Genomic DNA, 23526 nt, shown 5'->3' on the forward strand with positions numbered 1-23526 from the left:
GTCCCAAGCCGTGGCTGCAACAACAGGTCTGTCAGGACACGTCCGGCCCGTAGGCCGCGGCGATCCGGCCGCCGACGATACCGCGACCAACTTCGCCCTGCGGACGCGTGGTGCGGCGGGCCGCTTCGCCTTCGACCACCCGCCAGGCGGTACGGTCGGCCAGCAGCGCGGTCAGGACGGCATGGTTGAGCTTGTGGCCGCCACGCACCGAGCGGTAGGCGCCAAGCAGCGGCAGCCCCGCCAGCGCGAGGTCGCCAATCACATCCAGCACCTTGTGGCGGGCACATTCGTCGGCATAGCGCAGGCCCTCAGTATTGAGCAGCCGCTCGTCGTCGAACACGACGGTATTGTCGAAGGAGGCGCCGAGGGCATAACCCGCGCTCCAGAGCCGCGCGACATCGCCCATCAGCCCGAAAGTCCGGGCCCGGCCGACTTCGCGGCGGAAACGTTCGGGGCTGAGGTCGAAGGCGTAGTTCTGCTGGCCGATGACGGGGTTGGTGAAGTCGATCTCGACCTCGGCGCGGAACCCGTTGGCGTGGGGCCTGATCTCGCCGAAGGAGTCGCCGATCTTGACCGAGATCGGCTTCAAAACCTGAATGAAGCGGCGCTGGGCCGATTGGGTGACGATGCTGGCCTGGTCGATCGCGGCAATGAAGGCGGCGGCGCTGCCGTCCATGATCGGCACTTCGGGCCCGTCGATCTCGATCATGGCATTGTCGACGCCCATGCCGCGCAGTGCAGCAAGCACATGCTCGGCGGTGGAGACCAGCGGGCCGTCGCGATCACCGAGGACGGTAGCGAAGTCGGTCGCGATCACCTGCTCGGCGGTCGCTTGAACTTCGCGGTCACTTCCCTCGAGCCCGGTGCGGACAAAAACAAAGCCCGCGTCGACAGGCGCAGGCCCAAGCGTGAGAGTGACGGGAAGACCGGAATGAACGCCCACGCCTGCCACCGAGGCTTGCGCACGAAGCGTTGTTTGCCGGCTAAATTTCATCAGGAACCCGCCCCACTACGACCACCGCGACTTATACGAGACCCGCCCGGCCGGCCAGTGCCGACGTCCCGCGAATCCGTATCCCCAAGTCACGGGCAAACCATAGTCACTGCCCCAAACAGCGCCAACTCACGCTTTTTTACCGATTGTTACCCCAAACCCGCCGTATTCGCGCCAAGGCTTAACCAAATTGCAGCGAGGTCCGGGGGCCGTCATCGGCAGTTTCACTGAACCACCAACTGCGTAATTAATGATTTGAAATCAGTTGCTTAGCCGCGCAATCCGGGCATGGACGGGACAAAAGAAAAGGTCCCGGCAAGCGTGTTGCCGGGACCTTTTTTCGTCTCGCTTAGTGTAACAATCCTCAGGTCGCCTGCCGCCGCAGGAAGGCCGGGATATCAAGATGGTCGTCTCCCTGTGGCGCCGGCGCAACAGGCGCGGGACGACCGTGCATGTCCAAGCCCTGCGGCGCCGGACGGCGGGCATACTCAGATACCGGCTCGCTCGCCGCGATCTGCTGCGCGACGGTCTTCTGCGGTCGGCGCTCGGGCAGCGGTGGCATCGCGGGACCAGCGGTGCGGGCGGCGATCGGCGCCTCGCTCTCCTCGTCGCGACGGCCGAGGCCGACATTGGCGAGACGCTGGAGCAGCGACAGACGGGTCTTCTGGGGGGTCTCTTCCTCGACCTCGCCGCGGGCCTGGCGAATCTCGGCCTGAGCCGGCATCGGCAGTTCCTCAAGGCGCGGCATCCGCGGCGCACGAACCGGCGGGCGCTCGGCCTGTGGCGGGATGAAGTTTTCGGGCGTCATCGGCTCCTGCATCGCGATCGGGGCCTGCTCCGGCTCCGGGAACAGGGTCGGCTTCTGCGCGATCGGGCGCACGGTGACATCACCGTAGGTCTGCACCGGCGCGGGCGCCTGCGGGACGTCCGCGACGGCGGCGGCGATGGCGGCGAGCGCAGCGCGCTCGACGTTCTGACGGGGCGCGGCACCGGCCGGAGCAGCCGCCGGGGCCTGCGCGTCGAGCTTCTGGGCGCGTTCGGCCAGACGCTGATTGTCGGCACGGAGCCGCGCGGTCAAGTCGGCAAGACGGCTCTCGGCAGCGACGGCCGGAGCAGCGGCGGCCTGCTGTGCCTGCGGAGCCGGGTTCGCGACAGGAGCGGAGGTCGCCTGGCTGTTGCGGGCGATCGCGGCCTGCTCGATGCCGGTGGCAACGACCGAGACGCGGATCAGACCATCGAGCGCTTCGTCGAAGGTCGCGCCGACGATGATGTTGGCGTCCTGGTCGACCTCCTCGCGGATGCGGGTCGCGGCCTCGTCGACCTCGAACAGAGTGAGATCCTTGCCGCCGGTGATGGAGATGAGGAGGCCCTTGGCGCCCTTCATCGAGCTATCGTCGATCAGCGGATTGGCGATCGCAGCTTCTGCGGCGGTCAGCGCGCGCTTGTCGCCCGACGCCTCGCCGGTGCCCATCATCGCCTTGCCCATCTCGCGCATGACGGCGCGGACGTCGGCGAAGTCGAGATTGATCAGGCCTTCCTTGACCATCAGGTCGGTGATGCAGGCAACGCCGGAATAGAGCACCTGATCGGCCATCGCGAAGGCGTCGGCGAAGGTGGTCTTCTCGTTGGCGACCCGGAACAGGTTCTGGTTCGGGATGATCAGGAGCGTGTCCACGACCTTGTGCAGCTCGTTAATGCCCGCCTCGGCGGTGCGCATGCGGCGGCCGCCCTCGAAGTGGAACGGCTTGGTCACGACGCCGACGGTGAGAATGCCCATGTCGCGCGCGGTCTTGGCGATCACGGGTGCAGCGCCGGTGCCGGTGCCGCCGCCCATGCCGGCAGTGACGAACACCATGTTGGCGCCCGAGAGATGGTCGCGCAGTTCGTCGATCACCTCTTCCGCCGCCGCGGCGCCGACGTTTGGCTGCGAGCCGGCGCCGAGGCCTTGGGTGACCGCCGTGCCCATCTGCACGATGCGCTGCGCTTTCGACATCGTCAGCGCCTGCGCGTCGGTGTTGGCGACCACGAAGTCGACGCCCTGGAGGCCCGCCGTGATCATGTTGTTGACGGCATTGCCGCCGGCGCCGCCGACGCCGAACACGGTGATCCGGGGCTTCAGTTCGTGAATATCAGGAACATTGATGCTGATGGTCATGGTTGCTGCCTCTCGATCACGCGCGCGTGGGTTCGCCCCGGCCGGCGGCCGCGGGAGTTGGTGAAAATCGACAATTGCGGAAAGCAGTCATCAGAAGCCCTCGCGTAGCCATCGTCCGACCTTTCCGAAGTATCCGCCGGTCCCTGTCTTGACCTGCTGCCGCGTATGCCGCGGTTCGACATGTTCGAGGTGAACATATTGCGGGTAGACGAGAAGTCCGGCCGGCACCGCGAACGCAGCGTTCTTCGCCTCGTTGGGCAGCCGGCCGAAGCCGAGCGGACGTCCGACCCGCACGGGCCGGCCGAGAATTTGGGTGCCGAGCTCGACGAGGCCGGTCAGTTGCGAGGCGCCGCCGGAGAGCACGACGCGGCCGTTGGGCTCTGAGGCGAAAGGCGAATCCTTCAGCTTGTCCCGAACCATTTCGAAGACTTCCTCGGCCCGGTGCTTGACGATGTTGGCGATCGTGGCGCGGGAGACGATCTGCGGCAGATCCTGCTCGTCACCGGCTGTCGGCACAGACATCAGCTCACGGGAGTCCGATCCGCCGGTGATAACGGTCCCGTATAACGTCTTGATTCGCTCGGCATCGGCAATGGTCGCGGAGAGTCCGCGCGCGAGATCCATCGTGATGTGTTGCCCGCCGACCGCAAAACCGGCCGCATGCACGAAACGGCCGCCGGAATAGACCGCGATCGTGGTGGTGCCCGCGCCCATCTCGACCACGGCAGCGCCGAGATCGGCCTCGTCATCGGTCAGCACCGACAGGCCGGCCACATAGGGGCTTGCCGCCATGGCTTCGACATTGATGTGGCAGCGCTCCACCGCCAGCATCAGGTTCCGCGCCACGGTGGCGTCGCAGGTGACGACATTCATGTCGACGCCGAACTGGTGCGCGACCATGCCACGGGGATCGCGGATGCCCTTGACGCCGTCGAGGGTGTAGCCGACCGGGAGCGCGTGCAGCACGGTGCGACCTTCGCCGGTGGCATGGCGCATGCCGGTCGAGGTGACGCGGCTGACATCGGCCGGGGTCACGGCGCCGCCTCGGATGTCGGCGGCAGCCTCGACCAATTGGCCGGAGAGCCGGCCGCCGGAGACCGACAGCAGCACAGACTCGACCCGCACCTTGGCCATCGTCTCGGCGAGCCCGACGGCCTGGCGCACCGCCTGCTCGCATTCGTTAAGGTCGATCACCGCGCCGGCCTTCATGCCGCGCGACTGGATCTGGCTGTAGCCGATCAATTCCACGGCATGGGTGCGGCCGCGCAACGCCTCGCTCGGCGACGGCTTCAGCCGCGCGATCATGCAGGCGATCTTGCTGGTGCCGATATCGAGGCAGGCGACGATGCCGCCGCGTTTGTGCGGCATCGGGCGTGTCTTCGGCGTCTGGGTGCGATCGAGACCGGTCATGCGGAATCCCCGGCCTTCTTTTTCTTCTTGTCCTTGAACTGCTCCTCGCGCGCCTTGGCGGCGTCGTCGGACAGCTGCACCACCAGACGATCGGGCAGGCGCATGTCGACCGCGACGATGTCGCGGGAGAACAGCCTGTCCTCCTTGTCGAGCTTGGACAGCATCGCGAGCGCGTTGCCGACGTCCTGCTCGGGCAGGCGGATGTCGAGACCGTCCTTGAGCCTCAGATTCCAGCGCCGCTCGCCGACATAGATCGCGGCTTTCGTCACCGAATTGACCTGCGGATAACGCGCCAGCAGGGCGAGGAAATCGCGAGCCTGCGCCTCGGCGCCCTTGCCGACCACGAGCGGCAGCGACAGGAAGCGGCGGGAGACATAGGGTTCGAGCACCGCACCGTCATCGGCGATTACGGAGAGCCGGCCGGCCTCCTGCCACAGTGCGAACGGCTTACGTTCGGTGAGCTCGATCATGAGCTGGCCCGGATAGAGCTTCAGCACGGTTGCGTCCGCAATCCAGGGATTGGCCTTGAGCTTGTCGCGCACCGCCTCGGCGTCGAGGAACAGCAGCGAGGAGCGACCACTGACGCCGCCAATCGCGAGGATCTCGTCCTGGGTCAGCTGCTTGCGGCCGTTGATCACGACGGAGGTGATGCGGAAACCGGCGGAATTGGCCAGCGCGTTGCGGGCATCGTTCACCGCGGTGATGAAATCCTGGAGATGGCCGCCCTTGACGATGCCGAAGCCGCAGCTTCCGATCAGGAGCAGCACGGTCATGCTGATCCCGACCCGGCGCGGCAGATAGCGCTCGACGAGCGCGACCACGCGCGGCGGCGGCTCACGCTCGACGACGGCCTTCACCCTCGCCTTGGTCTTGATCTTGTCCTTGGCGGCGGCGCGCGCCTCGGCGTGCTTGTCCTGCACCCACTCGCGCAGAAGCACGACCGCTCCGACAGCGGCCGCCTTCAGGTCAGCTTGGGGCCTCAGCGATCTCAGAAGCGACCGGGTGAGGCTTCCTGCACCATCCATTGCACGAGCTCAACAGTTTGCCCGCGACATCGCGCGGATCCTGGCGAACATGACGTCTCGGGCCTGCCGGGCCGGGGGGCTGGTCTTCAGAAGAAAACCTCTCCCCTTCAAAGCGTTCGCTGGAGGTGACATCACCCGCAACAGCTCACGCGCCGGCAGCCAAAGCGCCATATGCGCCGCCAGCGTTAACCTTCGGACGTCCTGGTAAACAAAAGGTAAAATTCGTTAACGCGGGATGCTTTTTGCCTCGCGATGTGAGGCATTTATGCCGCGATGTCCGGCATTTTGCCGGCTTTCGGCCCCAAATCGGGTCGTTTCGGCGGTTCGGCCGTTAACCAGTCCTAATTATTTCCGGGCCCGCCGGTCGGCGAGCTCGATCAGGCCGCGCAGGAAGTCGACGAACGCGATGCCCTCGGCCTTCAACGCCTTGGGGTAGAGCGAAGAGTTGGTCAGCCCGGGGAGCGTGTTGGTTTCGAGGTAGACGAGGCCCTTGTCCGAGACGATGAAGTCCGAGCGGGAATAGCCATCACAGGACATCGCCCGATGCGCCAGCATCGCCTGCTCCCTTAGCGCGGCGGTGATCTCGGGTGCAAAACGGCCCGGGCAGATCTCCTGGGTCGACTTCAAAAGATATTTCGCGGCGTAGTCGAAATTGCCCTCGCCCGGAATGATCTCGATCGGCGGCAGCGCGATGATCGAGCCATCGGTGCGCTCCAGCACGCCGCAGGTCGCCTCGACGCCGGCGACGTAGGGCTCGATCACGTACTCTTCGTGCTTCGCCGCGTTGCGGACGGCGACGAGATCCTGCTTGGCATTGACGAAGATCAGGCCGTAGCTCGATCCGTCGCGCGCCGGCTTTGCGATCAGCCGGCCGTATTCGGCGAAAGCCTCGTCGATGTTGTCGAGCGCAACGTTGGCCGGCGGCGTCACGCCGCCGAGCGCGGCAAACCGCTTGGCGGCGATCTTGTCGAAAGCGAGATGCGAGGAGGCCGAACCCGATCCGGTGAAGGCCACGCCGCGCGCCTCGCACATCAGCTGCAATTCGCCGTTCTCGGCACGCCCGCCATGCAGGCCGAGCACCAGCACCCGGCCTTCCGCCTTGGCCTGGTCGAGCGCCTGCGCCAGCGGAATGCCGCGCGTACCGGGCTTGAACTCGTCCTCGAACGGACGGGCATGTTCGAGCAGTTGCTTCGACTGCACGACATGCACCTTGTCCTCGACGTCCCACCACCAGAGATCGGCCTCGGGCAGCGCCTGGTGCAGCGCCTGGGCCGAGGCGACCGAAACCAGACGTTCGCGGTTGGAGCCGCCGAAGAGGATGGTGATGCGCATGGTGTCTCGTCGCCTCTGATTTTTGTCATTCCGGGGCGCGCAAAGCGCGAACCCGGAATCTCGAGGTTCCGGGTTCGGCGCTGCGCACCGTCCCGGAACGACAATTATACGGAAATCCCGATCCGCTTGATTTCCCAGTGTAGCTCAATTCCGGAATTCGCCTTCACGCGTTCGCGCACGGTCTCGCCCAGAGTCTCGATATCGTGCGCGGTGGCCTCGCCGGTGTTGATCAGGAAATTGCAGTGCATCTCCGAGACCTGCGCGCCGCCGACGCGCAAGCCCCGGCACCCGGCCGCGTCGATCAGCTTCCAGGCGGAATGGCCGGGCGGATTCTGGAAGGTCGAGCCGCCGGTCTTCTCGCGGATCGGCTGCGCGGTCTCGCGGTGGCTCTGCACCTCCGCCATGCGGGCGCGGATCGCATCGGTATCCCTGATCTCGCCGCCAAATCGCGCGGAGGTGAAGATGATGGACGGATCGACGCCGCTATTGCGGTAGGCGAATTTCATCTCGGCATTGGAGAAGACATGCTTCGTGCCGTCGCGGCCGACGCCTCGCGCCTCGATCAGCACGTCCTTGGTCTCTCCGCCATTGGCTCCCGCATTCATGCGCAGCGCGCCGCCGATGGTGCCGGGAATGCCGAAATAGAATTCGAGGCCGCCGATATTGGCGGCGGCCGCAACTTCCGCCACGCGCTTGTCGAGTGCCGCCGCACCCGCGGTGACGACATCGCCGCTCGCGCTCGTCTCGCCGAAGGCCCGCGGTGCAAGACGAATCACTACGCCCGCAATACCGCCATCGCGCACAATAAGATTGGAGCCGACGCCGACGACATAGACCGGGATGTCGGTAGCGAGATGCGCAAGAAAGTAAGCGAGGTCGTCTTCATCCGCCGGCGTGAACAGCACCTGCGCAGGACCGCCGACGCGAAACCAGGTGAGTTCGGCCAGCGACTGGTTGGCGAGCAGCCGACCGCGCAGTTGCGGCATCGTGGCTTTGAGTGAGGGCGTGATGTCGGGAAATTCCACCGCCCTACCCCAGCGCCTTCAACTCATCCGGCAAGGAATATGCCCATTGTGTGATGTTGCCGGCGCCAAGGCACACGACGAGATCGCCTGACTTCGCCAATGCCTTGACGATGCCCGCGAGTTCCGACGCCGCCGGCAGCGGAATCGCCTCGCGGTGACCGTGGGCGCGCAGGCCCTCGACGAAATGGTCGCGATCGATGCCTTCGATCGGCGCTTCGCCGGCGGCATAGACGTCGGCGACGATCACCGCATCCGCATCGTTGAAGCAGGTGCAGAATTCCTCGAACAACGATTGCAGGCGGGTGTAGCGATGCGGCTGCACCACGGCGATCACCTTGCCGGTGTAGGAATCGCGCGCCGCTTTCAGCACGGCGGCGATCTCGACCGGGTGATGGCCGTAATCGTCGATGACGGTGACGCCGTTCCACTCGCCGGTCTTGGTGAAGCGCCGCTTAACGCCGCCAAAGCCTGCGATGGCGCTGCGGATCTTGTCGTCGGGAACACCGAGCGTGTGCGCGACCGCAATTGCCGCCGTCGCATTCGAGGCGTTGTGCCGGCCCGGCATCGGCAGCGCGAGGTCGGCGGTCTCGTGCACAGCCCCGCTCTTGCGGTCGCGGATCACGACCTTGAATTTCGAGCCGCCGCCGCCCGCCGTGAGGTCGACCAGCCGCACGTCGGCTTGCGGATTCTCGCCGTAAGTGATGATGCGACGATCCTCGATCCTGCCGACGAGGCTCTGCACCACGGGATGATCGATGCACATCACGGCAAAGCCATAAAACGGCAGGTTCTCGACGAAATGACGGAACGCATCCTGCACGGCATCAAAGGTCTTGAAGTGATCGAGATGCTCGGGGTCGACATTGGTGACGATGGCGACATCGGTCGGCAGCTTCAGGAACGTGCCGTCGCTCTCGTCGGCTTCGACCACCATCCAGTCGCCGGCACCAAGACGTGCGTTGGATCCGTAAGCATTGATGATGCCGCCGTTGATCACGGTCGGATCGAGCCCGCCGGCATCGAGCAGCGCTGCCACCATCGTGGTCGTCGTGGTCTTGCCGTGGGTGCCGGCAATCGCGACGCAGCTCTTCAGCCGCATCAGCTCGGCCAGCATCTCGGCGCGACGCACCACGGGAATGCGCCGCCCGCGCGCAGCCATCAGCTCCGGATTGTCGCGCTTGATCGCGGTGGAGACCACAACGACCTCTGCGCCGTCGACGTTCTCGGCCTTGTGGCCGACCGAGACTTTCGCGCCCTTCTTGCGCAGACGGTCGAGGTTGTAATTGTCGGCGGCGTCGGAGCCCTGCACGGCATAGCCGAGATTGATCAGCACCTCGGCGATGCCGCTCATGCCGATCCCGCCGATCCCGACGAAGTGGATGGGTCCGATCTCGCGCGGCAGTCTCATGCTCTGTTCCCTGACCTCGCCGCCCGCGAAGGCGGCATCTGGCGAAGGTCACGGCCAAATCAGCCGCGCGCCTTTCCTACTGGATGCCCCGCTTTAGAAGGCGATGACAAGGGCTTTTTCGCGTCAGATTCCCGCGACTTTGACCACCAGATCGGCGAGCCGCTCAGCCGCATCGAGCCGGCCCGCGCTGCGGGCCGCTTCAGCCATGGCAGCAAGACGCCGCGGCTCGGCCGCGAAGGCGGAGATTTCGGCGGCAAGGCGATCCGAGCTGAACTCGGTCTGCGGGATGCGGATGGCGCCATCGACCTTCACCAGCACGCCGGCATTGGCGAACTGGTCCTGGTCGATCGAGCCGGGGAGCGGCACCAGGATCGAGGGCCGCCCGATCGCGGCAAGCTCGGCGACCGTACCCGCGCCGGAACGCGACACCACCAGATGGTTGGAGGCGAGCCGTGCCGGCAGATCCGTAAAGAAGGGTGCGAGCTCGGCCTTGATCCTGAGCTTATCGTAAACCGCGCGCACGCGATTCATGTCCTCTTCGCGCACCTGCTGGGTGAGGACGAGGCGGCTCCACAGCGCAGGCTCGAGCCGCTCGATCGCGCCCGGCACGATGTCGGCCATGATGCGCGCGCCCTGGCTGCCGCCGACGACGAGCAGGCGCAGCGGGCCGCTCACTTCAGGCGCGACATATTTCACCGCGGCGGCCGCGAGGATCGCGGGCCGCATCGGCGTGCCGACCGTCGTGGTCTTGCCCGATAGCGCCGGATCGCGGTCGAGCACGCCGGGCAAGGACGTCGCGATGGCGCGGACGCGGCTCGACAGGAACCGGTTTGCGCGGCCGAGCACAGCGTTGGCGTCGTGGATGATGCCGGGCACGCCGGCGAATTTTGCCGCGACCAGCGGCGGCAGCGTCGGATAGCCGCCGAAGCCGACGATGGCGACGGGCTTCAATCGCTTGATCAGAGTGTAGGCGAAAAGCGTGCCGGCGGCGAGCGTGAGGCCGGCATAGGCAAGCTGGAACGGATTGCGGCCGCGCGCAGTCTCGCTGCTGACCACATCGATCATGTCCTTGCTGAAGAGGCCGCTATAGCGCAGTGCGCGCTCGTCAGTGACGAGGCGGACGCGAAAGCCGCGCCGGATCAATTCGACGCCGAGCGCCTCGGCCGGGAACAGATGGCCGCCGGTGCCGCCCGCGGCGAGAAGAATCAGGGGGGACGTGTCCATAAATGCCCTTTTACAAGTCCTCCGCTGTCATTGCGAGCGCAGTCGGCCGGACGACCAGCTCCTCATCCTGAGGAGCGCGGAACGCGCATCTCGAAGGATGAAGGCCCGACCAGTGGCCGCGCCCTTCGAGACGCTGCGCGAAGCGCGGCTCCTCGGGTGAGGATCACGCGTAGCTGCGCATGGCCTCGGCGTGGCCGCTTGCCTCAACCTCGGTGCGCGGACGCAGCCGCGTCAGCGCCAGCATCATGCCGACTCCATAGGCCAGCGACACGATCGAGGAGCCGCCATAGGAGATAAACGGCAGCGTCATGCCCTTGGCGGGGATGAGCTGCAGGTTCACGGACATGTTGATCGCCGCCTGCACGCCGAACAGGATGGCAAGGCCAGAGGCCGCAAAGCGCGAAAACATGTCCTCATTGGCATAGGCGCGCGACAGCGTGCGAATGACGACGAAGGCGAACAGCGCCAGCATGGCCAGGCACAGAATGATGCCGAACTCTTCGGCGGCGACCGCGAACACGAAATCGGTATGGCTGTCCGGCAGGCTGCGTTTCGCAATGCCCTCGCCCGGTCCGAGCCCGAACCAGCCACCATTGTAGAAGGCTTCCATGGCAGTATCGACCTGGAAGGTGTCGCCGGAGGCCGGGTTCATGAAGCGCCTGATGCGACCCGCTACATGGGGAACAAAAAGGTAGGCGCTGAACAGGCCGGCCGCGCCCAGGCCTGCAAGCCCGAACACCCAGACCATGCGCATGCCGGCGATGAAGAACAGCGAGCCCCACACCATCAGGATCAGCATGGTCTGGCCGAAATCCGGCTCCATCACCAGCAGCGCGACCAGCATCAAGAGCAGCAGCAGCGCCATCGAGGTCGCCGGCATCTCCGGCCGCCTGGTCGATTCCGCGAACAGCCAGGCGGCGATGACGACGAACGACGGCTTTGCGATCTCGGAGGCCTGGATGTTGACGCCGAGCAGCGTGATCCAGCGCCGCGAGCCCTTCACCTCCGGGCCGATAGCCAGCGTGAGCACGATCAGGATGATGCTAGCTGCGAAGATGATCAGGGCCGAGCGGCGGATCGCCCGCGGCGAGAGGAAGGAGACGCCGACCAGCACCAGGCAGGACGGCGCCAGGAACAACACATGGCGGCCGAAGAAATGGAAGGGATCGAGGCCGATGCGAGTCGCAACCGGCGGACTCGCCGCCAGCGACAGGATCACCCCGGTCAGCATCAGCGCCAGGATGGCGCCCATCAGCGGCTTGTCGACGGTCCACCACCACTCGGAAAAGGGGGTGCGTTCTTCACGGGAGAGCATGGGCGGCCGCTTTCGGACAGAGGTCCGTCCATTGGTCGCCGAGGTTGGTTACCGGGGGGTTAAGGAAACGGGGATGTTTGGAGATGATCCCCACTGCCGCCACACAACTCACTGTCATGTCCGGCTTGCCGTCTTCGAAGCGTTAGCGAAGACGGCAAGCCGGGCGACAACAACGGAGTTGCGGGAGGAGAACGCCCTACATCACCGGCCTCACGCCCGGCAGCGCCTGCACCAGCTCGCGGAACTTGGTGCCGCGGATCTCGAAATTGCGGTACTGGTCGAAGGAAGCGCAGGCGGGCGACAGCAGCACGACGGCGTCGGTGAGCCCTGAGGCTTCCGCATCGCGCGCGGCATGCTCGACCGCGACGTCCAGCGTCTGGCTGATCTCGTGCGCGACTTGCGTGCCGAGCGTTCCCGAAAACTCCTGCGCGGCCTCGCCGATCAGATAGGCCTTGCGAATACGCGGGAAGAAGGAGGTCAGGCCGGTGATGCCACCCGCCTTCGGCTTGCCGCCGGCGATCCAGAAGATGTCGGCGAAGGACGACAACGCATGCGCGGTGGCGTCGGCGTTGGTTCCTTTGGAGTCGTTGACGAACAGCACGTTACCGCGGCGGCCGACCTGCTCCATGCGATGCGCAAGGCCGGGAAAGCTGCGCAGGCCGTTCTGCAGCACATCAAGATTGATGCCCATCGCGAGCGCGGCGGCCGCGGCGCAGGCCGCGTTCTGCGCATTGTGCTGGCCACGCAGCGACCCGATACCGCCGAGCGCAGCGACTTCGCTGCGGGCGCCACCCGAGGTGCGCACGATATTCCCGTGCTCGACATGGATGCCGCTCGCCAGCGGGGTCTTGACGGAGATGCGCACCACGTTCTTGCCGGCGCGGTCGAGCCGGTCGGCGATGTCGCGGCAAAAACCATCGTCGACGCCGACGATCGCGGTGCCGCGCGCCTGGACACCGGCGACGAGACGCTCCTTCACCGCGGCGTAATGCGCAATCGTGCCGTGGCGGTCGATGTGGTCCTCGCTGACATTGAGCAGGATGCCGACGGAGGGATCGAGCGAGGGCGTGAGGTCGATCTGGTAGGACGACATCTCGACGACGTGGACGCGGCCCATGCGCGGCGGCTCCAGCGACAGGATCGCGGTGCCGATATTGCCGCCCATCTGGGTGTCGTAGCCGGCCACTTTCGTCAGGTGCGCGATCAGCGCCGTCGTGGTCGACTTGCCATTGGTGCCGGTGATGGCGACGAACGGGGCATCCGGCGCGTGGCGGCGCCGCTCGCGGCAGAACAGCTCGATGTCGCCGATCACCTCAATGCCGGCCTCGCGCGCCTTCAAGACGCTCCAATGCGGCACCGGATGGGTCAGCGGCACGCCGGGCGCGAGCACCAATGCGGCAAAACTCGCCCACGAGATGTTGCGCAAATCCGCGGTGACGAAACCGGCTTGCGCCGCCTTGGCGATGTTCTCGGCATTGTCGTCGGCGGCGATCACCTCGGCGCCACCGGCTTTCAACGCATGGCAGGAGGCGAGCCCCGAACCGCCGAGGCCGAACACAGCGACAGTCTTGCCGGCAAAGGACGTGACCGGAATCATTGACCGATCACCGCAGCTTCAGCGTCGACAGGCCGGCGAGCGCCAGCATCACCGAGATGATCCAGAAGCGGATCACGATCTGCGGCTCGGTCCAGCCGAGCTGCTCGAAATGGTGATGGATGGGCGCCATCCTGAAGATGCGTTTTCCCGTGAGCTTGAACGAGACCACCTGCACGATGACGGAGACCGCCTCCAGCACGAACAGGCCACCGATCACCGCGAGCACGATCTCGTGCTTCACCGCCACCGCGATGGCGCCGAGCATGCCGCCGAGCGCGAGCGAGCCGGTGTCGCCCATGAAGATCGAGGCCGGCGGTGCGTTGAACCAGAGGAAGCCGAGACCGGCGCCCAGCAACGCGCCGCAGAGCACCGCGAGCTCGCCGGTGCCGGCGACATATTTGATCTGGAGATATTCGGCGAACACGGCGTTGCCGGCGAGATAGGCGATCATCGCAAAGCTTGCGGTCGCGATCATCACCGGCACGATGGCGAGGCCGTCGAGACCGTCAGTGAGGTTCACGGCGTTGCCGGCACCGACAATGACGAAGGCGCCGAACACGACGAAGAACCAGCCGAAATGCAGCACGGTATCTTTCAGGAACGGAATCGTCAGCGCGGTCGAAGCCGGATCGCGATTCAGCCGCACCAGCGCGTAGCAGGCAACCAGCGCGATCACGGCCTCGATCAATAGGCGAAGCTTGCTGCCGAACCCGCTCGTGGTCTGCTTGGTCACCTTGAGGTAATCGTCATAGAAACCGACGAAGCCGAAGCCGAGCGTCACCGCCAGCACGATCCAGACGTAGGGATTGAGCGGATTGGCCCATAGTACCGTGCCGACCGTGAGGCCGGACAGGATCATCAGCCCGCCCATGGTCGGCGTGCCCTTCTTGGCGAGGTGCGATTGCGGACCGTCGCTGCGGATCGGCTGGCCCTTGCCCTGACGGATGCGCAAATGATCGATGATCCAGGGACCGAACAGGAACACGAACAGCGCGCCCGTGACGATGGCGCCGCCGGTGCGGAAGGTGATATAGCGGAAGACGTTCAGGAAGGTGCGAAACGCACCGAATCCCGGAAATGTGTTGGAGAGCTCTATCAGCCAGTAAAACATTCAGACGGTCCTATGACGCCTTTGCACACGCGGCCTTGGCTTTGTTGTTGGCCTCAACGTGCTCACGCGCATTCGCTGGTTTTCATCATCGGATCGGTCGCGACCTCAGGGAGACGGACAGTTTTTGCGCCGCAAAGGGCGGGATTCGGGAGCAGCGCCTTCCAAGCAGTTTACGCCTTTGCCTGCAAGGCGGCCACCAGGCCCGGCACAAACTTGTTGACCCAGAACATCTTCTTGCTGCCCTTGACAACCACGACGTCGCCTGCCTTCAGCAGGCTCGCAACCTCATCCGGCTTCAGCGTGGCGGGATCGTCGTGCCAGCCGAGGCCCTTGCCTGATGGCAGCACGTCGAAGAGGTAGCGCATCAAGGGGCCGACACAATAGACGCCATCGATATCTTCGAGATGCTTGGCAAGGCCGGTGTGGTAGGTTGGCGCGTCAGCGCCCAGCTCCAGCATGTCGCCGAGCACCGCAATGCGACGGCCGCCGGTCACGTTGCGCGCCTGCAAGCTTTGCAGCGCAGCTGCGACGCTGGCCGGATTGCCGTTGAAACTGTCGTCGATCACGGTGATACCGCCGACCGCCTGCTCGACGCCGCGGCCGGTCATGATGCCGACCCGATCGAGCTTGATCGCGAGCGTCGCCGCATCGAGGTTCGCTGCGCGGATCGCGGCGAGCGCGGCCAACGCATTCTGCACGCGGTGCGGCGCGCCCGGCGTCAGGCTGAAGGCGATCTCCTTCTTGCCGAGCCTGGCGACGACCTGCCAGCTCTCGCCGTGCGGGGCGTGCGCGACCTCATGCACCTCGGCATGCTCACCAAAGCGCACCACCTTGCCCTTCCATTCCGGCGCCTTGATCCCGGCGGGCAACACCAGCACGCCGTCCTCGGGCAGGCCACGTACGATCGACACCTTCTCGCGCCTGATGGCTTCGAGCGAGCCGAGCTTTTCCAGATGCACCGGCTGGACGTTGACGACGAGCGCGACCGTCGGCCGGGTCAACTCGCTGAGCCGCGCGATCTCGCCGGGCTGGTTCATGCCCATCTCGACGACCCAGACGCTGGCATCTCGCCTCGCATTGCACAGCGTCAGCGGCACGCCCCAGAAATTGTTGAAGCTCGAGGGGCTGGCATAGGCGTTGGGGTAAGCGGCCAGAAACTCCTTGGTGCTGGTCTTGCCGGCGCTGCCGGTCAGCCCGATCACCGCACCACGAAAGCGCGTGCGTGCGGCGCGCGCGAGGCCCCAGAGGCCGTCGATCAATGTGTCCTTCACGACAATCTGGGGAATGCGGATGCCCGCGATCTCGTGCGGCACGATCATCGCGACCGCTCCGGAAGCTTCCGCCTTGTCCGCGAACTCCCAGCCGTCACGCGCGCTGGCGAAGGCGGAGACGAAGCCGCCGCTCGGTGTTCCGCTCAGCGCGACGAACAGGCTGCCCGGCTTCACCAGGCGGCTGTCCTGGGCGACGAACTCGATCGGCGTATCCGGGAATGATCCGCCGACACCCAGCGCACGCGCCACCTCGGCAACCGTCCATATCGGCGCGCTCATGCAACCCTCGATGCTAGTGCGGCGGCGACCGCCTCGTGATCACTGAAGGGCAGCACCTCGCCGCCGACGATCTGTCCGGTCTCGTGGCCCTTGCCGGCGATGAGCAGCGCGTCGCCCTCCTGCAAGTCCTCGATCGCCGCGCGGATCGCAGCAGTGCGGTCGCCGATTTCGCGGGCGCCCTTCGCGGTGGCGAGGATCGCCGCGCGGATCGCTTCCGGCTTCTCGCTGCGCGGATTGTCATCGGTGATGATGATGCCGTCGGCGTTCTCGGCCGCGATTTCGCCCATGATCGGCCGCTTGCCGGCATCGCGGTCGCCACCGGCGCCGAACACGACAACCAGCTTGCGCCTGGCGTAGGGACGCAGCGCCTGCAAAGCTTTCGCCAGCGCATCGGGCTTGTGCGCATAGTCGACGAAAATCGGTGCGCCGTTGCGCTCGCCGACCCGTTCGAGACGGCCCTTGGCGCCTTCGAGATGTTCGAGGCTCGCGAACACATCGGCCGCATCGCTGCCTGTGCCGATGGCGAGGCCGGCCGACACCAGCGCGTTCTCGATCTGGAACTCGCCGACCAGCGGGAGACGGACCACGTAACGCTTGCCGCGATGCTCGATCGCGAGCACTTGCGAAAAGCCCTCGACCTCGGCACCCGCGAGACGAATGCCCTCGCTTGCCCCGTCCCCGTTGCGGCCGACCGCCATCACGCGCAGGCCGCGCGCCTTCGCTGCGTCGAGGACGTCCGCCGAGCAATCATGATCGGCCGAGATCACAGCCGCGCCGTCAGGGGCGACCAACTCGCGGAACAGCCTGAGCTTGGCCGCAAGGTAATGCGCGACGGTCGGATGGTAATCCATATGGTCGCGCGAGAGATTGGTGAAGCCGGCGGCCGAGACGCGCACGCCGTCGAGGCGGTACTGGTCGAGCCCGTGCGAGGACGCCTCGAAGGCGAGATGCGTGACGCCGTCGCGCGCGATATCGTCGATCTGCCGGTGCAGCGCGATCGGATCCGGCGTCGTCAGCGAGCCGTAGACGGTGTGCTTGGGCGAGACGAGACCGATGGTGCCGATGCTGGCGGAGGCATGCCCCAGCCGCTCCCAGATCTGGCGCGTGAACGCCGCAACCGAGGTCTTGCCGCTGGTACCGGTGACCGCGGCAATCGTCGAAGGCTGCGCAGGGAAGAATTTTGCTGCCGCCAGCGCCAGCGCACGACGGGGGTTGGCGACCGTCACGAACGGCACCTTGCGGCCATCAGGCGCATGGTCGCCGACGACGGCCACCGCGCCTGCCGCGACGGCAGCATCGACGAAGCGCGCACCGTCCGTCTTGCTGCCCGCAAGTGCGAAGAAGAGATCGCCCGGCCTGACCTGCCGGCTGTCGAGGGCAAGGCCGGTCACATCGAGCGCCGCGGCAGCGGGCTCGATTACGACATCATTGCCTAGCAATTCGCGCAGCTTCATGGTCTTCAGTCGACACGCCGAGCCGGAAGGCCGAATCGTCGGAAAAGCCCGACTCAGCAGCGGCAATGGCCTACCCGGTTGATTACTGGGTTGTCCTGGATGCTGCAAGAATAAGGCGGTCCGCAGGCGGCAGATCGAACCGCGGCTCGACGCCCAGAAGCGGCGCGATCCGCTCGATCACCTTGCCGCCGGTCGGCACCGCGTTCCAGCCCGAGGTGATGAAACCCTTCGATTCAGGAATGGCCTGCGGCTCGTCCAGCATGATCAGGACGTGATATTTCGGATCGTCGCAGGGCAGGATGGCGGTGAACGAGTTGAGCACACGCTTCTTGGCGTAGCGGCCGTTGATGACCTTCTCGGACGTGCCGGTCTTGCCGCCGACGTAATAGCCCTTGATGTCGGCGGTCTTGGCGGTACCGATCTCGGCGTTGAGCCGCATCAGATACCGCATCTTGTCGCTGGTGTCCTGCTTGATCACGCGCTTGGCCAGCGCCGCCGCTTCCGCTTCGCTGCGCTTCATGAAGGTCGGCGGAATGAGGTAACCGCCGTTCACCAATGCATTGATGCCCATCACCGCCTGGAGCGGTGCCACCGAGAGGCCCTGGCCGAACGCGGCCGTGACCGTGTTCAGCTCACTCCAGCGACGCGGGATCAGCGGCGCCGCGCTCTCCGGCAGCTCGGTACGCAGCCGCGTCAACTGGCCCATCTTGGCGAGAAACGCCTTATGCGCTTCGACGCCCTGGTTGAGTGCTATCCGTGCCGCGCCGATGTTCGACGAGTAGGTGAACACTTCCTTGGTGTTGATGAAGCGCCCGAGCGGGTGGCTGTCGTGGATGGTGAACTTGCCGTAGTGCAGGTTTCCGCGCGCATCCCACGACGAGTTCAGATTGATCTTGCCGGAATCGAGCGCCATCGCCAGCGTGAACGCCTTGAAGGTCGAGCCCATCTCGTAGACGCCGGTGGTCAGGCGATTGATGCGGTCGGGGTCGTGCGCTTCCTTCGGGTTGTTGGGATCGAAGTCCGGCAGGGAGACCATCGCCACGATCTCGCCGGTCTTGACGTTGGAGACGATGCCGGAGGCGGCCTTGGCGTGGAACTTGTCCTTGGCCTTCAACAGTTCGTCGCGGAGCGCATGCTCGACGCGCAGATCGACCGAGAGCTCGATCGGCTTTTGCAGCCGGTCGGTGGCAAAGCCGGCGCGGTGGAGATCGGCGAGTCCCTGGTTGTCGAGCCACTTCTCGAGACCAGCGATGCCCTGGTTATCGATATTGACGAGACCAATCAGGTGGGCGACCTCGTTGCCGGTCGGGTAGACGCGCTTGTTCTCGCGCAGGAAGCCGATGCCGGGAATGCCGAGCTTGTGGATGTCCTGCTGCTGCTTCGGCGTGACCTCGCGTTTAAGCCAAACGAAGCCCTTGCGCGTCTTCAGGCGCTCGCGCACCTCGGCCTCGTCAAGATCGGGGATGGTGGCGGTCAGAAGCTCGATCGCCTCGTCCTTGTCGATGATGCGGCGCGGCTCGCCGAACAGGCTCGCCGCCTTGACGTCGGTTGCCAGGATCGCGCCGTTGCGGTCGACGATGTCGGGCCGCGCGGTTGCGACCACCTCCTGCGCCGCGGCGCGGCGGGCACCGTGAGCGTCGGCCCCGATCGCGAACATCACGAGGCGGCCGCCGATCAGGGCGTAGACCGAGGCGAAGGCGAGCATCGCCAGGCCAACGCGCGCGCGCGCCTTCGCGGCGCGATCGACGTTGCGCCCGTAGAGCAGGCTGCGGATCAGCCGCTGCCGCCAGGGCTCGCTGGGCTTTTCTGTGGGTTTTGCCGGGATCGGAGCGCTCATTGATTGTCCTCCGGCTGAGGCACGGAGCCCGTCACAGTGTCGGGATCGCTCGCGGCTTCGATAGTATTGAGCATCGCTCCGATCGGGTCGGGCTCGCCCGGCCTGAACATCCGTGGCGGGCGCTCCGGCAGGTTCTTCAGCGAGTCATATTGCGTGCCGTTGACCGGCTTCAGCGATAGATGCCGGTCGGACAGTCCTTGCAGGCGCAGGGGCGCATCGAGCTTGGCCCATTCAGCGCGCAGCGATGCGATCGCATCGCGCTGCTCCCGGATCTCCGCATGCAGGCGCAGCACCTTCTCGGTACGCGCGGTGGAGTCCATCTTGATCCGGTAGACATGGGCTGCCGCGAAGATCAGCGCGCCGATGACGAGGAGGTGGATGAAGCGCATGCGCTAGCCGCCCCTCATGACGTCGGAGAGTCTTGGCCAGAACGATGGCTCGCCATCATGATGCGCGGGCGCCGAGGTACGCTCGGCGGCGCGCAGCTTTGCGGAGCGCGCACGTGGGTTGAGCGCAACTTCGTCCTCACCGGCGACGATCGGCCGCCGCGTCAGCAGCTGGAAGGTCGGCGCGGCTTGCGCCATCTCTGGCAGATGCCGCGAACCGCCGCCGCTCTTGGAACGTGAGGCGAGAAAATTCTTGACGATGCGGTCTTCCAGCGAATGAAACGAGACCACGACGAGGCGGCCGCCGGGCTTGAGCACGCGCTCGGCCGCAGCGAGCGCCGTCTGCAGTTCCTGTAGCTCTTCGTTGACGAAGATGCGCAGCGCCTGGAACGTCCGCGTCGCCGGGTGAATGTCCCCGGGCTTCGAGCGCACGATCCTGCCGACGAGATCAGCGAGGGCGCGCGTGGTCGTGAACGGCGTCTCCTGCCGGTCGGCCACGATGGCGCGGGCGATGCGCCGCGAATGCCGCTCCTCGCCGAAGAGATAGATGATGTCGGCGAGATCGCCTTCGGAAGCGCGGGCGACGACGTCTGCCGCGGTCGGCCCCGCCTGCCCCATCCGCATGTCGAGCGGTCCGTCGAGACGGAAGGAGAAGCCGCGGCCTGCCTGATCGAGCTGCATCGAGGACACGCCGACATCCATCACGACTCCGTCGATCGCCTCGACGCCCTGCCCCGCGCAGACTTCGGCGAGGTTGGAGAAGCGGTCTTCGACCAGCGTGAGCCGGCCCGCGGAGCGTTCGACGAGTTCGGCACCGCCAGCGATCGCAGTGCGGTCACGGTCAATGGCAATGAGCCGGGTTCCCGGCACGTCGAGAATGGCACGGCTATAGCCGCCGGCGCCGAAGGTGGCGTCGACGTAAATGCCGCCCGCGCGCGGGGCGAGATGGTCAACGGCCTCGCGGCCGAGAACGGGAATGTGCGGAGCCGAGCTCATGCGCCACGCCTGCCGAACACCCAGCCCGGCATCGATGCCAGATTGGGGACGAAGCAGCTCATGACGCCTCGAATGATTCTGCGTCGCGGCGGTTCCACGACAAAGCCCCCGTCTAGCATGGTTCCCAAGCCCGGTTGTCCCGGGCCGCAAACCCAGTGTTCCCAGTGGAATTTGTCGGGCAGCCATGGGATTTCGAGCCAAAATACGCTTTGGCCGCCTCCGGACGCGGGTCGGCTCTTCATCTCTCAGTAACGGCCCCTAGCGTTAAGAAAGCGTTGATCGGCTCGCGACAAGTCGAAAAGGCGACGCCGTGGTGATGCTTCATCCACACACACGCGCCAAAATGCATCCGTTAACCGCGTCGCGCGATTGCGCGCGGCCGAAGGGTAAAGGAATAGTAAAGAGAAGGGCTTGGCCCCCACTCTCGTCCAACTCGAGCTGTCCATGCCGTCCGGTTCGTCCACGCCGTCTGGAGCTGATTCGAAGCGTCAACGCGTTCTCCCGGTTCCCAAAGCCGCGGCGGGCATGCGGACGTTCGATCCGGATTCCTCAATCGTCTCCGACATCACCCCCTCGCCGAACCATGGCGAGCGCGCCAAGGGACGGCAGCCCGATATGATCGTGCTGCACTACACCGGCATGCCCGATGTCGAGGGTGCCCTCGCGCGGCTGTGCACGGCAGGGACCGACGTGTCGGCGCACTACGTCGTGTTGGAGGACGGCCGCATCGTGCAATGCGTGCCCGAGGCCAGGCGCGCCTGGCACGCCGGCGTCTCGTCCTGGGCTGGCGAGGACGACATCAACTCCTGCTCGATCGGCATCGAGATCATCAATCGCGGCCATGACTGGGGCTATCCGGAGTATCCGCTGCGCCAGATCGCCGCCGTGATCGCGCTGTGCCGCGGCATCATGCTCCGCCGCAAGGTGCCGCCGCACCGGGTGCTTGGCCATTCCGACGTCGCACCCGCGCGCAAGAAGGATCCCGGCGAAAAATTTCCGTGGCATTCGCTGGCCAATTCCGGCGTTGGCCATTGGGTGACGCCCGCCCCGGTCGTTCGCGGCGAGAGCCTGATGCTCGGCACCATCAGCGACGCCGTGCTGAGCATGCAGCAGGCGCTCGCCCGGTACGGCTATGGCGTGCCGCTGACCGGCAAATACGACGCCGCGACAATGGAAGTCGTCACCGCCTTCCAGCGCCACTTCCGCCCGGCGCGGCTGGATGGCATCGCCGATCATTCGACGCTGTCGACATTGCAGGCGCTGCTGGCGAGCTTGCCCGTCGAGGGGCCGGCGGTCGCGTCGAAGTGACGGCGTAGCCGTCATTCCGGGGCGCACGAGGTGCGGACCCGAAATCTCGAGGTTCCGGGTTCGATGCTTCGCATCGCCCCGGAACAACGGTGCTAAATTTAGTTACCCATCTCCTTGATCCTTCGCGCGTACAGCCGCCGCAGCGGCTCCAGCTGCGTCGCCTCCGTCGCCGCGCGATAAGCTTCGTGCGCCTCGTCCTTGCGGCCGAGCCGCCGCAGCAGATCGGCGCGCACGGCGGGCAACAGCTCGTAGCCAGCGAGCCCGCCGCGGGCGGTGATCGCATCGACGAGAGCGAGCGCACGTGAAGGACCATCGACCATCGACACCGCCGCGGCATGGTTCAGCTCGATCACCGGTGACGGGTTGATGCGCAGCAGGACCTCATAGAGCCCCGCAATCTGCGGCCAATCGGTCTGCGCAAAGCTGGTCGCGCGAGCATGCAACGCCGCGATCGCGGCCTGCACGGCATAGGGTTGCGGCCGGCCCGGCACGCGCAGCGCGTCATCCACCAACCGCAGCCCTTCATCGATCTGCGCGCGGTCCCACAGCGCGCGATCCTGCTCTTCGAGCAGCACGATATCGCCGGCCGGTGTCTGGCGCCCGGCGCGGCGCGCGTCGTGCAGCAGCATCAAGGCCAGCAGGCCCTTGATGCCGGCGCGATCCGGCATCAACCGGTCCAGCAGGCGGCCGAGCCGGATGGCCTCGGCGGCGAAATCGGGCCGCATCAGGTCCGTACCCGACGTCGCGATGTAGCCTTCGGTGAAGACGAGATAGATCACGGCGAGCACGCCGTCGAGCCGCAGCGCCAGCGCGTCGCGCTCGGGCACTTCGTAAGGAATACCGGCGAGCCGAATCTTCTGCTTGGCGCGAACGAGGCGCTGCGCCATTGCCTCCTCGCTGACGAGAAAGGCGCGCGCGACCTGCGCGGTGGAGAGCCCGCAGACGGTGCGTAGCGTCAGCGCAACCTGGACCTCGGTTGCGAACGCGGGATGGCAGCAGGTGAAGATCAACCTGAGCATGTCGTCGTCGAGCATGGCCGGTGGCTCGTCAGGCGCTTGCGCGTTCAGCTCGAGCTCATGCACCAGCGCTTGCTGCTTGCCGCGAAACACGGCCTGGCGGCGAATGCGGTCGATTGCCTTGTTGCGCGCGACATTGACCAGCCAGGCGCGCGGATTCTCGGGGATCTCGCATGCCCGCCAGCGTTCCAGCGCGACGGCAAAGGCATCCTGGAGCGCATCCTCAGCGAGATCGAAATCGCCGACGAGGCGGATCAGCGTGGCCAGCGCCCGCCCCGCCTCGTCACGAAAGATGGCTTCGATCTCGGAAGGGGTCATGCGATCACCACCTCCAACGTCATTGCCGGGCGTCGCGCCAGCGACGAGCCCGCAATCCATATTCC

At 65.9% G+C, this 23526-nt stretch carries 18 protein-coding genes; 1 reads left to right on the forward strand and 17 read right to left on the reverse strand.

Features of this window, described 5'->3' with window-relative positions:
- Positions 1–31: 31 nt before the first annotated feature.
- The 16 genes from lpxC to rsmH form a co-directional block, all read right to left on the reverse strand.
- Positions 32–994: a UDP-3-O-acyl-N-acetylglucosamine deacetylase gene (gene lpxC / locus IVA98_RS23780; RefSeq protein ID WP_247306725.1), complete on the reverse strand. Its 963-nt coding sequence runs from the start codon at positions 992–994 to the stop codon at positions 32–34.
- A gap of 364 nt (positions 995–1358) precedes the next feature.
- The gene (gene ftsZ, locus IVA98_RS23785; RefSeq protein ID WP_247306727.1) at positions 1359–3149 is read right to left on the reverse strand and encodes a cell division protein FtsZ; all 1791 of its coding nucleotides are present in this window, start codon (positions 3147–3149) and stop codon (positions 1359–1361) included.
- A 90-nt stretch (positions 3150–3239) separates the two neighbouring features.
- Positions 3240–4559, reverse strand: a complete 1320-nt coding sequence (ftsA, locus tag IVA98_RS23790) for a cell division protein FtsA (protein WP_247355632.1) — start codon at positions 4557–4559, stop codon at positions 3240–3242.
- Complete coding sequence (locus tag IVA98_RS23795) at positions 4556–5584, reverse strand: cell division protein FtsQ/DivIB (protein WP_247306732.1); 1029 nt, start codon at positions 5582–5584, stop codon at positions 4556–4558. The genes ftsA and IVA98_RS23795 overlap by 4 nt, the downstream gene beginning before the upstream one ends.
- Before the next feature lie 345 nt (positions 5585–5929).
- On the reverse strand, positions 5930–6916 hold the full coding sequence (locus tag IVA98_RS23800) for a D-alanine--D-alanine ligase family protein (protein ID WP_247306734.1): 987 nt from the start codon (positions 6914–6916) through the stop codon (positions 5930–5932).
- Positions 6917–7020: 104 nt separating this feature from the next.
- Positions 7021–7941, reverse strand: coding sequence for a UDP-N-acetylmuramate dehydrogenase (gene murB / locus IVA98_RS23805; RefSeq protein ID WP_247355633.1), 921 nt, complete (start codon positions 7939–7941; stop codon positions 7021–7023).
- 4 nt (positions 7942–7945) lie between these two features.
- Positions 7946–9349 carry a UDP-N-acetylmuramate--L-alanine ligase gene (gene murC / locus IVA98_RS23810; protein ID WP_247306738.1) on the reverse strand — a complete coding sequence of 468 codons (1404 nt, stop codon included), beginning with the start codon at positions 9347–9349 and terminating at the stop codon, positions 7946–7948.
- A gap of 123 nt (positions 9350–9472) precedes the next feature.
- Positions 9473–10573: an undecaprenyldiphospho-muramoylpentapeptide beta-N-acetylglucosaminyltransferase gene (gene murG / locus IVA98_RS23815; RefSeq protein ID WP_247306740.1), complete on the reverse strand. Its 1101-nt coding sequence runs from the start codon at positions 10571–10573 to the stop codon at positions 9473–9475.
- 163 nt (positions 10574–10736) lie between these two features.
- Entirely contained in the window at positions 10737–11888 is a 1152-nt protein-coding gene (gene ftsW / locus IVA98_RS23820) for a putative lipid II flippase FtsW (RefSeq protein WP_247355634.1), read from the reverse strand.
- Positions 11889–12084: 196 nt separating this feature from the next.
- The gene (murD, locus tag IVA98_RS23825) at positions 12085–13485 is read right to left on the reverse strand and encodes a UDP-N-acetylmuramoyl-L-alanine--D-glutamate ligase (RefSeq protein ID WP_247306742.1); all 1401 of its coding nucleotides are present in this window, start codon (positions 13483–13485) and stop codon (positions 12085–12087) included.
- A gap of 7 nt (positions 13486–13492) precedes the next feature.
- The gene (gene mraY / locus IVA98_RS23830; RefSeq protein WP_247306744.1) at positions 13493–14596 is read right to left on the reverse strand and encodes a phospho-N-acetylmuramoyl-pentapeptide-transferase; all 1104 of its coding nucleotides are present in this window, start codon (positions 14594–14596) and stop codon (positions 13493–13495) included.
- A 170-nt stretch (positions 14597–14766) separates the two neighbouring features.
- Positions 14767–16146 (reverse strand): UDP-N-acetylmuramoyl-tripeptide--D-alanyl-D-alanine ligase, encoded by a 1380-nt coding sequence (locus IVA98_RS23835; RefSeq protein ID WP_247355635.1) that lies wholly within the window; start codon positions 16144–16146, stop codon positions 14767–14769.
- Complete coding sequence (locus tag IVA98_RS23840) at positions 16143–17600, reverse strand: UDP-N-acetylmuramoyl-L-alanyl-D-glutamate--2,6-diaminopimelate ligase (protein WP_247306747.1); 1458 nt, start codon at positions 17598–17600, stop codon at positions 16143–16145. Before IVA98_RS23840 ends, IVA98_RS23835 begins: the two co-directional genes overlap by 4 nt.
- 82 nt (positions 17601–17682) lie before the next feature.
- Positions 17683–19437, reverse strand: coding sequence for a peptidoglycan D,D-transpeptidase FtsI family protein (locus IVA98_RS23845; RefSeq protein ID WP_247306749.1), 1755 nt, complete (start codon positions 19435–19437; stop codon positions 17683–17685).
- Complete coding sequence (ftsL, locus tag IVA98_RS23850) at positions 19434–19826, reverse strand: cell division protein FtsL (protein ID WP_247278459.1); 393 nt, start codon at positions 19824–19826, stop codon at positions 19434–19436. Before ftsL ends, IVA98_RS23845 begins: the two co-directional genes overlap by 4 nt.
- A gap of 3 nt (positions 19827–19829) precedes the next feature.
- A complete protein-coding gene (gene rsmH, locus IVA98_RS23855) occupies positions 19830–20819 on the reverse strand; it encodes a 16S rRNA (cytosine(1402)-N(4))-methyltransferase RsmH (RefSeq protein WP_247306753.1) in 990 nt (329 codons plus the stop codon).
- Between the two features lie 444 nt (positions 20820–21263).
- Here rsmH and IVA98_RS23860 point away from each other — a divergent pair, with 444 nt between their 5' ends.
- On the forward strand, positions 21264–22127 hold the full coding sequence (locus IVA98_RS23860) for an N-acetylmuramoyl-L-alanine amidase (RefSeq protein WP_247355671.1): 864 nt from the start codon (positions 21264–21266) through the stop codon (positions 22125–22127).
- Between the two features lie 98 nt (positions 22128–22225).
- Here IVA98_RS23860 and IVA98_RS23865 read toward each other — a convergent pair whose 3' ends face one another.
- Positions 22226–23461 (reverse strand): RNA polymerase sigma factor, encoded by a 1236-nt coding sequence (locus IVA98_RS23865; RefSeq protein ID WP_247355673.1) that lies wholly within the window; start codon positions 23459–23461, stop codon positions 22226–22228.
- Between the last annotated feature and the right edge of the window lie 65 nt (positions 23462–23526).

It is taken from the genome of Bradyrhizobium sp. 160 (assembly GCF_023073735.1).
GTDB lineage: Bacteria > Pseudomonadota > Alphaproteobacteria > Rhizobiales > Xanthobacteraceae > Bradyrhizobium.